The sequence below is a fragment of the Jatrophihabitans sp. genome (genome assembly GCF_046262535.1).
GTDB lineage: Bacteria > Actinomycetota > Actinomycetes > Mycobacteriales > Jatrophihabitantaceae > Jatrophihabitans.
The window spans coordinates 1-10,290 of the sequence record NZ_JBHEMO010000040.1 but is presented as its reverse complement, the minus strand read 5'-3'; the positions used below and the strand labels follow the sequence as shown (position 1 = coordinate 10,290).

The window sequence follows — 10,290 nt, the reverse complement described above, 5'->3', positions numbered from 1 at the left end:
GTGAGTTCCTGCAGCGCGTCGAGGGTCTCCCCACGCGGGCCGACCAGCGCCTGGAGATCACCGCCAACGATCGCCACCATGGCCCGATCGTTCTCGACGTCGAGGTCGATGTCGCCGTCGTAGTCGACGATGTCGAGCAGGCGCTCGAGATAGTCGGCCGCGATGTCCCCCTCGCGCACGAGCAGGCTCTCGCCCTTCGGGGCGTCGTCCTCGGTCGCACTGTCGGTCGCATCGTCGGTTACCTCGGCGACAGCATCCTCATCGGTGGCCGCGCTTGTCTCGACATCGGTGTCACTCACGTGCAGGTGTCCTTTCGGGCGGTAACCCCGACGAGCCGGGGAGATGTCACGGCGCGTCAGCGCCGTTTCTTGGCTTGAGTAGGCCGCTTCGCCGGGGGCCGTTTCCCCCCGCTCGGCCGGTTGGGCTTCTGGCCTGCTCGGGGGGCGGCACCGTTCTGCGCCGGCTTCACCGGCTTCTCGGCGTCGTCGATGACCGCCGTCTGGGCGGCCGCCTGGCCCTTCGACATCTTGACCGGGCGCTGCCCGGGACGCGGCGCCAGTGTCTTGCCGAGCTCGCCGGTCGGCTTGTCGGCCGTCTCGTCTGCCGGAGGGTGGTAGCGGATGATGTAGGCCTGCTGGCCGAGCGTCCACAGGTTGCTCGTGAACCAGTACAGGAGCACGCCGAGCGGGAAGTTGAACAGCAGACCCGACGCCAGGGTGCCGACCGGGATGAGCCACAGCATCAAACGCTGCACGGTGGCGGCCGTGCCCTCAGGCGGGGTCGTGACGTTGGCCCGAACCAGCAGCTGCGTGCCGAGCGTGGCCGAGGCGCTGATGATCAGGAGGATGACCAGCACCCAGCGGGCCGAACCCGGGTCGCCGCCGAGATTGCGGATGAGCGTGCCGGAGTCGCGGAAGGACGCGGCCAGCGGGGTCTTGAAGATCTGGGCCTGGGCGGCGTGGCAGGTCTCGGTCTTGTCGAACGTGTAGAGCGACAGGATCGAGTTCGTGCTGTGGTGACGGCACAGGGTGACCGAGTTCGACAGGTGCCGCAACACATGGAACAGGCCCAAGAACACCGGGATCTGCAGGAACATCGGCAGGCAGCCGGAGAGCGGGTTGAACCCTTCCTCCTGCTGGAGCTTCATCATCTCGCGGTTCAGCTCGGCCCGGTCGTTCTTGTACTTCTCGCGCAGCTTCTGGATCTTGGGCTGCATCTTCTGCATGTTCCGCGTGTAGTGGACCTGCTTGATGAACAAGCGGAACAGCAGCAGGCGCGCAGTGATGACGAGGAAGACGATCGACAGGGCCCAGCCCCAACCGCTGCTCTGGCTCAGGCCGAGGGTGGTGAACAGGTCGTGCCAGCGCAACAGGACCCACGAGACCGCTACGTACAAGAAGTTGAGCACTCAAATACTCCTAGGCCGCCGGTCGGACCGACCGGCTCGTCACCAGCGAAACGCTCTCCGCGGGCCCAACGGGTGGGGGCACCGGGTCGTGCCCGCCGGCGTGGAAGGGGTGGCAGCGCAGCAGCCGCCGCAGGGCGAGCCAGGCGCCCCGGCCGGCGCCGTGCACCTGGATGGCTTCGGCCGCGTACGCGCTGCAGCTGGGGCTGTACCGACACGTTGGCGGGAAGCACGGGCTGATCGCCGTGCGGTAGAAGCCGATGACGGCCAGCAGCGTGCGGGCGATCGCTCCGCGGGACGGGGCGCTCATGCCCGGGTCCGCAACCGAGCGAAGGCGGAGTCGAGGGCCGCGCCCAGCTGCGCCGACGTGGCGTCCGCCGCGGCCGGCAGGGCCCGGACCACGGTCCCGCTGCCCCGCGGCAGTCCGGGCAGCCGCTGGGCGAGCTGAGCCCGCAGCCGTCGCGTCACGCGATGACGCACCACGCTGCCGCCCACCGCCCTGTTCACCACGAAACCCACCAGCGCGGCGTCGGTGCCGATGCCGAGTCGCTGATGGACGACGACGGCCGGACCGCGCGCTCGGGCCCCGCGCCGCACGACAGACGCGAAATCGGTCGAGCGGCGCATGCGGTTGGCCGAGGGCAGCACGGGAGGCGGGACGGGGCCCGGCCGGTCAGGCCGAGAGCTCGCTGCGGCCCTTGCGCCGCCGGGCGGCGATGATGGCGCGGCCGGCGCGAGTACGCATCCGCAGCCGGAAGCCGTGCGTCTTGGCGCGGCGGCGGTTGTTCGGCTGAAAGGTGCGCTTGCTCACGAGAGGGCTCCATCGGTCGGTGTCATGACATCGCCGGACGTGGTCACGTGGGTGTGACCTGCAACGAGCGGCGACGGCTGTGCCCGCGTTCGGCTTGCACTGCCGAACGATGTGCACAAACGCAATAACGGTACGGATCGGCGGTGCTCCCGGTCAAACCGCGTCGCAGCCCAACCGGCCAATGTAGGCGCGGCGCTGGACGACACCGGCACGACACGCCGATGCCTATTGTCGGCTCGCTCTCGGCGCTGTTAGGTTCGCGCACCGTGTCACCCCAGCGGCGTGATGCGGAAGGGGCCGCCGCCAGGGGGCCCTTCAGGGCTACCCCTGAATGCACAGGTTGTGGATAACTCTGTGGATGCGGGCCGCCTCATTCGCGCATGAGAGGGTCGAGGGGATTCGTTCGCAACCCGATCGGGTGCGGACACGGCACAGATACGAGCGATAACTGGAGTGAACCGGCCCGTGGACGAAAGCGCCGAACTCGTCACCATCTGGAACCGGGCCCGGCCTCGTTTCGACGATCCGTCAATCCGACCGCAACAGAAAGCCTGGATCGGGCTCACCCGGCCGCTCGGGCTGGTCGAGGACACGGCGCTGCTCGCCGCGCCGAACGACTTCGCCAAGGACTACCTCGAGAATCGGCTGCGTCCGCTCATCGCATCCGTGCTGAGCGAGGAACTCGGCCGCGACATCCGGGTCGCGGTCACCGTCCAGAGCCCCGAAGAGCAGTCCGAGGCCATCGAGGCGTTGGCCGCCGATGAGGGTGACCCCAGCGACCTCGCCGACGAGGACGACTGGGCCGCCGACCAGTCACTAGCCGTGGCCCCCGCACCCAACTACCGGCCCAAGCACTCCGACGACGAGCGCGGTTCGCGGCTCAACCCGAAATACACGTTCGACACCTTCGTCATCGGATCGAGCAACCGGTTCACCCACGCGGCGGCGGTCGCCGTCGCCGAGGCGCCGGCCCGGGCCTACAACCCGCTGTTCATCTACGGCGACTCCGGACTGGGCAAGACGCATCTCCTGCACGCGATCGGCCACTACGCCCGCCGCCTGCAGCCGGGCCTGCGCACCCGCTACATCTCGAGCGAAGAGTTCACCAACGACTTCATCAACTCCGTCCGCGACGACAAGATGCAGGCGTTCCAGACCCGCTACCGGTCGGTCGACGTCCTGCTCATCGACGACATCCAGTTCCTCGAACGGGCCGAGCGGACGCAGGAGGAGTTCTTCCACACGTTCAACACGCTCCACAACGCCAACAAGCAGATCGTGATCAGCTCCGACAAGTCGCCGCGCCAGCTCAACTCGCTGGAGGACCGGCTGCGGACGCGGTTCGAGTGGGGCCTCATCAGCGACGTGCAGGCCCCCGACCTGGAGACCCGCATCGCGATCCTCCGCAAGAAGGCGGCGCAGGAAGGCATGAGCCCGCCGCCGGAGGTGCTCGAGTTCATCGCATCGAAAATCCAGAGCAACATCCGCGAGCTCGAAGGTGCGCTCATCCGAGTGACGGCCTTCGCCAGCCTGAACCGGCAGGCCGTCGAACTCGGGCTGGCCGAGATGGTGTTGAAAGATCTCGTCGGCGAGAACGACGCGCCGGAGATCAGCGCAGCCACGATCATGGCCGTCACGGCCGAGTACTTCGCCATCAGCATCGACGACCTGGTCGGCGGCTCGCGCAGCCGCGTCCTCGTCGGCGCCCGTCAGATGGCCATGTACCTGTGCCGCGAACTGACCGACCTCTCGCTGCCCAAGATCGGCGAGAAGTTCGGCAACCGCGACCACACGACCGTCATGCACGCGGAGCGCAAGATCCGGGCGCAGATGGCGGAGAAGCTGACCGTCTACAACCAGATCTCCGAGCTGACCAGCCGCATCAAGGTGCGGGCCCGGACGTGATCTTCGCCGTTCCTGCACACGGTGTGGGCAGTTCTGTGGAAAACCGGCGCCGGCATGTGGACGTCACATGCCGCTCATCGGTCCTCCACCTACCCGCCGGTTTCCCGCACCGGGCGACCCGCCTGTCGTCCACAGCCTTGACGGCACCCGACGCTAGCGTTAACGGGAGATGTGCGACGTTGTCCCCAGCGTCCACAGATGCGAAGACGATGGACGAGAACAGCTATTCATTGATGGACAACGACAAGAACGACCACTTGGGCCAAGTTGGGGACTACCGCCCGGTCGAACGGAGTGACGCGTGAAGTTCCGGGTCGAGCGCGATGCGCTCGCAGACGCGGTGACGTGGGCCGCCCGCAGCCTGGCCAGCCGGCCGACGCTGCCGGTGCTCGCCGGGTTGATGCTGAAGGTGGACGGCGACCAGCTGTCGGTGTCGGGCTTCGACCTCGAGGCCTCGACCGAGGTAGACCTCGAGGTGACGGCCGGCGCGCCCGGCCAGGCGCTGGTGTCCGGTCGGCTGCTCGCTGACATCACCAAGGCACTGCCGCCGCATCCGGTCGACGTTATGGTCGACGGGACCCGCCTGACGATCACGTGCGGGTCGGCGAAGTTCAGCCTGCCGACGATGCCGGTCGACGACTACCCGAAACTGCCGACCATGCCGACGACGGCTGGAACGGTGAACGGAGCCGAGTTCGCGGCGGCTGTGGCCCAGGTGGCGGTGGCCGCCGGCCGCGACGACACCCTGCCGATGCTGACGGGCGTGCGCCTCGAGATCGAGGGCGACAAGCTCACGCTGGCCGCCACCGACCGCTACCGCCTGGCGGTCCGCGAACTCAGCTGGAGCCCGAACGATCCAGCCTCGGCCAGCGCCCAGGTGCTCGTCCCCGCGCGCACGCTGGCCGACGCGGCGAAGAGCCTGGCCCACAGCGACATGCTGACGATCGCGCTGTCGGCCGGCGGCACCGGCGAGGGCATCATCGGTTTCTCCGGCACCACGAACGGCCGGGCCAGCCGGACGACCACGCGCCTGCTCGACGCCACCTTCCCGCCGTACCGCTCGCTGCTGCCGAACGAGTGGGCGTCCTCGGCCGAGATCGCCGTCGGCGGGCTGGTCGAGGCGGTGAAGCGGGTTGCCCTCGTAACCGACCGCAACGCACCGATCCGCATGGAGTTCGGCGACGGCTCGGTCGCGCTGACGGCCGGCGGTGACGACGAGGGTCGCGCCGAGGAGCAGCTCGAGGTCACCTACGACGGCGATCCGATCACCACGGCGTTCAACCCGCAGTTCCTGCTGGACGGCCTGGGCGCCCTGCCGACCGGGACGGCCCGGCTGCTGTTCACGTCCTCGACCAAACCGGTCGTGCTGCGGCCGGAGGCGGCCGACGGCGCCGAGTACACGTACCTGATCATGCCGGTGCGCCTACCCGGCTGAGCTGACCGCATGCACGTCCGGCACCTGTCCGTCGTCGACTTCCGCAGCTGGGTCGCCGCCGACGTGGCGTTCGAGCCGGGGCCGGCGGTCCTCATCGGCTCCAACGGTCAGGGCAAGACGAATCTGATCGAGGCGCTCGGCTACGTCGCGACGCTGGGCAGTCACCGGGTGTCGTCGGACGCGCCGCTCGTGCGCAGCGGAGCCGAGCGCGCCGTCGTGCGGGTCGCGGTGGTGGCCGACGCCCGTGAGATGCGGGTCGAGCTCGAGATCCTCCCGGGTCGAGCCAACCGGGCGAAGCTGAACGGCTCACCCGTGCCGCGGCCGCGGGAGGTTCTCGGCATCCTGCGCGTCGTGGTGTTCGCCCCCGAGGACCTCAGCGTCGTCCGTGGCGACCCGAACGAGCGACGCCGGTTCCTCGACGACCTGGTCGTGGCCCGCACGCCCCGTCTGGCCGGCGTCCGGGCCGACTACGAGCGCGTCCTCAAGCAGCGCGCCGCGCTGCTCAAGTCCGCGGCCGCGGCCCGGCGCGGGGGGGATCTCAGCACGCTCGACGTGTGGGACGGGCACCTGGCCGAGCACGGTTCCCAGCTGCTGTGGGCCCGACTGGCCGCGGTCCGCGCCCTGCGCCCGCACGCCGCGACCGCCTACGCCCAGGTGGCGCCGGGCAGCGCGCCACTGACGGTGCGCTATTCGACGTCCCTCACCGCATCCTTGCCCGAGCTGACGACCGAGGATGCCCTTCCGCAGCCGGACGCACTCGCCGCGGCGCTACTGGCCGAACTGGCCAAGGCCCGCCCCGCCGAACTCGACCGCGGGGTCAATCTCGTCGGCCCGCACCGCGACGACGTGGATCTCGGGATCGGGGCGCTGCCCGTGCGTGGCTACGCGAGCCACGGCGAGGCCTGGTCGGTCGCTCTCGCTCTGCGGCTCGGCAGCTACGAGCTGCTGCGGGCCGACGGCCTGCCCGGCGGTGATCCGGTGCTCGTCCTCGACGACGTGTTCGCCGAGCTGGACGGGCAACGCCGGGCCCAGTTGGCCCTCACCGCGAGCAAGGCCGAGCAGGCTATCGTCACGGCGGCGGTGGCCAACGATGTCCCGAGCGAGCTCGCGGCCGCCCGTTACGACGTCCAGGATGGGACGGTGCACCGTGTCGGATGACGAGCCGGAGCGCCCGGTCGGGTCGGTCGACGCTGCGTCGTGGATCACAGGGTTATCCACAGCTACCAGTGGAAAACACCAGGGGATTGTGGATTCACCGGCCCAACAAGCGGACATTCACCCCGAAAATCCGCAGTTATCCACCGAGGACGGTGGACAACTTGTGGACGACGCCGTGGACGACAGCGAAGCCGGCGCGCTGGATCCGGCGACCGGCGGCTCCGGTGACCTCGCCAAGTCGGCGCTGGCCGACGCCCGCGGGATCGCCCGCACGACGCCGCGCCGCCCCGGTGGGGACGCCGCGCGGCGCAACCGCCGGGCGAACCTGGCCGGACGCAACAAGGGCGGCTACTCCGGCCCCGGACCCGACCCGGTCCGCGATCCCGAGCGCATCGGCTCCTTACTCGCCGGCTATGTCGAGGAGCGCGGGTGGGACCGACCGCTGGCCGAGGCCCGGATCTTCGCCGAGTGGTCGGTGCTGGTCGGCGCCGACGTCGCCGCGCACTGCTCGCCCCAGTTGCTCTCGCTCGGCGAGCTCCGGATCGCGGCCGAGTCCACCGCGTGGGCGACACAGCTCCGGATGCTCGGATCGACGCTGTTGGCCCGTCTGGTCGCCGAGCTCGGACCGGATGTGGTCACCAAGCTGCTCATCACCGGTCCTGTCGGGCCCAGCTGGAAGCATGGCAACCGGTCCGTCCGCGGCGCCCGCGGGCCGCGCGACACCTACGGATAGGGCCGATGGTGCGTTAGTGCCGCGTGTGGCTGATCGCGCCCGCACGCTCGCTTCCCCGGGGGGGACGTAGGCACCCGTCCCGGAGGGGAGCAATTGGCTCAGCGGCGAATTCAGCCCGCGTCGCGCCGGGTTCTGTCCGTGCGATCGGCTAGACTGGACGAAGACACACCGGGGTTGGCTCGCGCGGCTGTCATGGCGCTCGCCTGCCCCTGATTTCTGTCCGGATGTTGGTTGGACCCCGAGTCGAGCGCGTCGACCCGGTTGCATCGCCGAGCCTGGCGAGAGAGGTACGTGCTCGTGACAAGCACCGCAGCCAAGAGTGCCCCGAAGCCCCCGAAGTTGCCGAAGCCGCGCGAGTACAGCGGTGGCTCGATCACCGTTCTCGAAGGGCTCGAGGCCGTCCGCAAGCGTCCCGGCATGTACATCGGTTCGACGTCCGAGCGCGGTCTGCACCACCTCGTCCAGGAGGTCGTCGACAACTCGGTGGACGAGGCACTCGCCGGCTACGCCGACCGGATCGAGGTCGTGCTGCTCGCCGACGGCGGCGTCCGGGTCACCGACAACGGCCGTGGCATGCCCGTCGACATGCACCCCCAGCAGAAGCGGCCCACCGTCGAGGTGATCCTGACCGTGCTGCACGCCGGCGGAAAGTTCGACGGCGAGTCCTACGCGGTCTCCGGTGGCCTGCACGGCGTCGGCGTCTCGGTCGTGAACGCGCTCAGCTACCGGCTCGAGGTCGACATCGAGCGCGACGGCTATCGCTGGACCCAGCCCTACGTGAACCAGAAGCCGGCCGAACCGCTCAAGCGCGGGGAGCCGTCCAAGCGCACCGGTACGACCGTCACGTTCTGGGCCGACCCGGAGATCTTCGAGACCACGACGTACTCGTTCGAGACGATCAGCCGCCGCCTGCAGGAGATGGCCTTCCTGAACAAGGGCCTGACGATCATCCTGCGCGACGAGCGGCCGGACAAGGTCGTCGACGAGGACGACGCCGCGGCCGCACCGAAGACCCCGAAGGGCCCGAAAGAGGTCACCTACCTCTACGCCGGGGGTATCGCCGACTTCGTCCGCTACCTCAACGGCTCGAAGGAACCGATCCACAAGAACCCGATCTACATCGAGGCCGAGGACCTGCCCAACCGGCTGTCGGTCGAGATCGCCATGCAGTGGAACTCCACCTACTCCGAGAGCGTCTACACCTTCGCCAACACGATCAACACCGTCGAGGGCGGAACCCACGAAGAGGGGTTCAGGGCGGCGCTGACCAACGTGGTGAACCGGTGGGCCATCGACAAGAAGGTCATCAAGGACACCAAGGAAGACCGGTTCAGCGGCGACGACATCCGCGAGGGCCTGGCCGCCATCGTGTCGGTCAAGCTCGGTGAGCCGCAGTTCGAGGGCCAGACGAAGGCCAAGCTGGGCAACTCGATCGCGAAGACGTTCGTCCAGCAGGTCTGCAACGACAAGCTGGGCATGTGGTTCGAGGCCAATCCGACCGAGGCGAAGATCGTGGTCAACAAGATCTCGCAGGCCGCCCGCGCGCGGAAGGCCGCACAGCAGGCCCGCAAGCTGTCGCGCAAGAACGCGCTCGACACGTTCGGCATGCCGGGCAAGCTGGCCGACTGCCGGTCGACCGATCCGGGGCAGAGCGAGCTCTACATCGTCGAGGGTGACTCGGCCGGCGGCTCGGCCAAGTCGTGCCGCGACTCGATGTTCCAAGCGATCCTGCCGATCCGCGGCAAGATCATCAATGTCGAGAAGTCGCGCATCGACCGGGTGCTGAAGAACAACGAGGTGCAGTCGCTCATTACGGCGCTGGGCACCGGCATCCACGACGACTTCGATCTGGCCAAGCTGCGCTATCACAAGATCGTGCTGATGGCCGACGCCGACGTCGACGGGCAGCACATCACCACACTGCTGCTGACCCTGCTGTTCCGGTTCATGCGTCCACTGATCGAGGCCGGTCACGTCTACCTCGCCGCGCCGCCGCTTTACAAGATCAAGTGGAGCAAGGGCGACCCGAGCTACGCCTACAGCGAGAAGGAACGCGACGGCCTGATCAAGGCCGGCCAGGACGCGAACCGGCGCCTGGCCAAGGAAGATGCGATCCAGCGCTACAAAGGTCTCGGCGAGATGAACTCCAAGGAGTTGTGGGAGACCACCATGGACCCGGCCCACCGGATCCTGCGCCTGGTCACGCTCGACGACGCCGCGACGGCCGACGAATTGTTCAGCGTGCTCATGGGTGAGGACGTCGAGGCGCGACGTTCGTTCATCATCCGCAACGCACGAGATGTGCGTTTCCTCGACATCTGATTCGAACTCGGCCTGAACCCCTGACCGAAGGACCCTTCCTTGACTGACATCACTGAACCGCCGGGCTCGTTCGACCGGATCGAGCCGGTCGACATCCAGACGGAGATGCAGCGCAGCTACATCGACTACGCGATGTCGGTCATCGTCGGCCGCGCGCTGCCCGACGTGCGCGACGGTTTGAAGCCGGTGCACCGCAAGATCCTCTACGGCATGTTCGACTCGGGCTTCCGGCCCGACCGCAACTACGTCAAGTGCGGCCGGGTCGTCGGCGACGTCATGGGCAACTACCACCCGCACGGGGACTCGGCGCTCTACGACGCGCTGGTCCGGATGGCCCAGCCGTGGTCGCTGCGCTACCCGCTGATCGATCCTCAGGGCAACTTCGGCTCGCCCGGCAACGACCCCGCCGCGGCCTACCGGTACACCGAGTGCCGGCTGCAGCCGCTGGCCATGGAGATGCTGCGCGACATCGACGAAGAGACCGTCGACTTCGTCCCCAACTACGCCGGCAACACCACCGA

The 10,290-nt window shown here is 68.6% G+C and carries 10 protein-coding genes and 1 pseudogene; 6 read left to right on the top strand and 5 right to left on the bottom strand.

Translation table 11 applies throughout. The features are described 5' to 3' along the window. The 5 genes and pseudogenes from ABR571_RS06375 to rpmH form a co-directional block, all read right to left on the bottom strand. Window positions 1-299 (bottom strand): annotated as a pseudogene (locus ABR571_RS06375) (single-stranded DNA-binding protein); the annotation flags it as partial. A gap of 56 nt (window positions 300-355) precedes the next feature. Further along, window positions 356-1,408, bottom strand: coding sequence for a membrane protein insertase YidC (gene yidC, locus ABR571_RS06370; RefSeq protein WP_409452346.1), 1,053 nt, complete (start codon window positions 1,406-1,408; stop codon window positions 356-358). Window positions 1,409-1,418: 10 nt separating this feature from the next. Continuing rightward, window positions 1,419-1,715: a membrane protein insertion efficiency factor YidD gene (yidD, locus tag ABR571_RS06365; RefSeq protein WP_409452345.1), complete on the bottom strand. Its 297-nt coding sequence runs from the start codon at window positions 1,713-1,715 to the stop codon at window positions 1,419-1,421. Next, window positions 1,712-2,053 (bottom strand): ribonuclease P protein component, encoded by a 342-nt coding sequence (gene rnpA, locus ABR571_RS06360; protein ID WP_409452344.1) that lies wholly within the window; start codon window positions 2,051-2,053, stop codon window positions 1,712-1,714. Before rnpA ends, yidD begins: the two co-directional genes overlap by 4 nt. Before the next feature lie 25 nt (window positions 2,054-2,078). Then, window positions 2,079-2,216 carry a 50S ribosomal protein L34 gene (rpmH, locus tag ABR571_RS06355; RefSeq protein ID WP_409452343.1) on the bottom strand — a complete coding sequence of 46 codons (138 nt, stop codon included), beginning with the start codon at window positions 2,214-2,216 and terminating at the stop codon, window positions 2,079-2,081. A 465-nt stretch (window positions 2,217-2,681) separates the two neighbouring features. Between rpmH and dnaA the strand changes: the two genes are divergently transcribed. The 6 genes from dnaA to ABR571_RS06325 all read left to right on the top strand — a co-directional run. Continuing rightward, window positions 2,682-4,121 carry a chromosomal replication initiator protein DnaA gene (gene dnaA / locus ABR571_RS06350; RefSeq protein WP_409452342.1) on the top strand — a complete coding sequence of 480 codons (1,440 nt, stop codon included), beginning with the start codon at window positions 2,682-2,684 and terminating at the stop codon, window positions 4,119-4,121. A gap of 301 nt (window positions 4,122-4,422) precedes the next feature. Continuing rightward, window positions 4,423-5,556 (top strand): DNA polymerase III subunit beta, encoded by a 1,134-nt coding sequence (gene dnaN, locus ABR571_RS06345; protein WP_409452341.1) that lies wholly within the window; start codon window positions 4,423-4,425, stop codon window positions 5,554-5,556. Between the two features lie 9 nt (window positions 5,557-5,565). After that, complete coding sequence (gene recF / locus ABR571_RS06340) at window positions 5,566-6,714, top strand: DNA replication/repair protein RecF (RefSeq protein ID WP_409452340.1); 1,149 nt, start codon at window positions 5,566-5,568, stop codon at window positions 6,712-6,714. Window positions 6,715-6,877: 163 nt separating this feature from the next. Further along, on the top strand, window positions 6,878-7,447 hold the full coding sequence (locus tag ABR571_RS06335) for a DUF721 domain-containing protein (protein ID WP_409452339.1): 570 nt from the start codon (window positions 6,878-6,880) through the stop codon (window positions 7,445-7,447). Between the two features lie 339 nt (window positions 7,448-7,786). Beyond that, window positions 7,787-9,769: a DNA topoisomerase (ATP-hydrolyzing) subunit B gene (gene gyrB / locus ABR571_RS06330; RefSeq protein WP_409452348.1), complete on the top strand. Its 1,983-nt coding sequence runs from the start codon at window positions 7,787-7,789 to the stop codon at window positions 9,767-9,769. A 105-nt stretch (window positions 9,770-9,874) separates the two neighbouring features. Then, a partial coding sequence (locus ABR571_RS06325; protein WP_409452347.1) for a DNA gyrase subunit A occupies window positions 9,875-10,290 on the top strand: 416 nt, incomplete at its 3' end.

Excerpts from the sequence above, each read along its gene's own strand:
- yidD (WP_409452345.1), bottom strand. The coding sequence starts at position 1,715 with ATGAGCGCCCCGTCCCGCGGAGCGATCGCCCGCACGCTGCTGGCCGTC.
- recF (WP_409452340.1), top strand. The coding sequence starts at position 5,566 with ATGCACGTCCGGCACCTGTCCGTCGTCGACTTCCGCAGCTGGGTCGCC.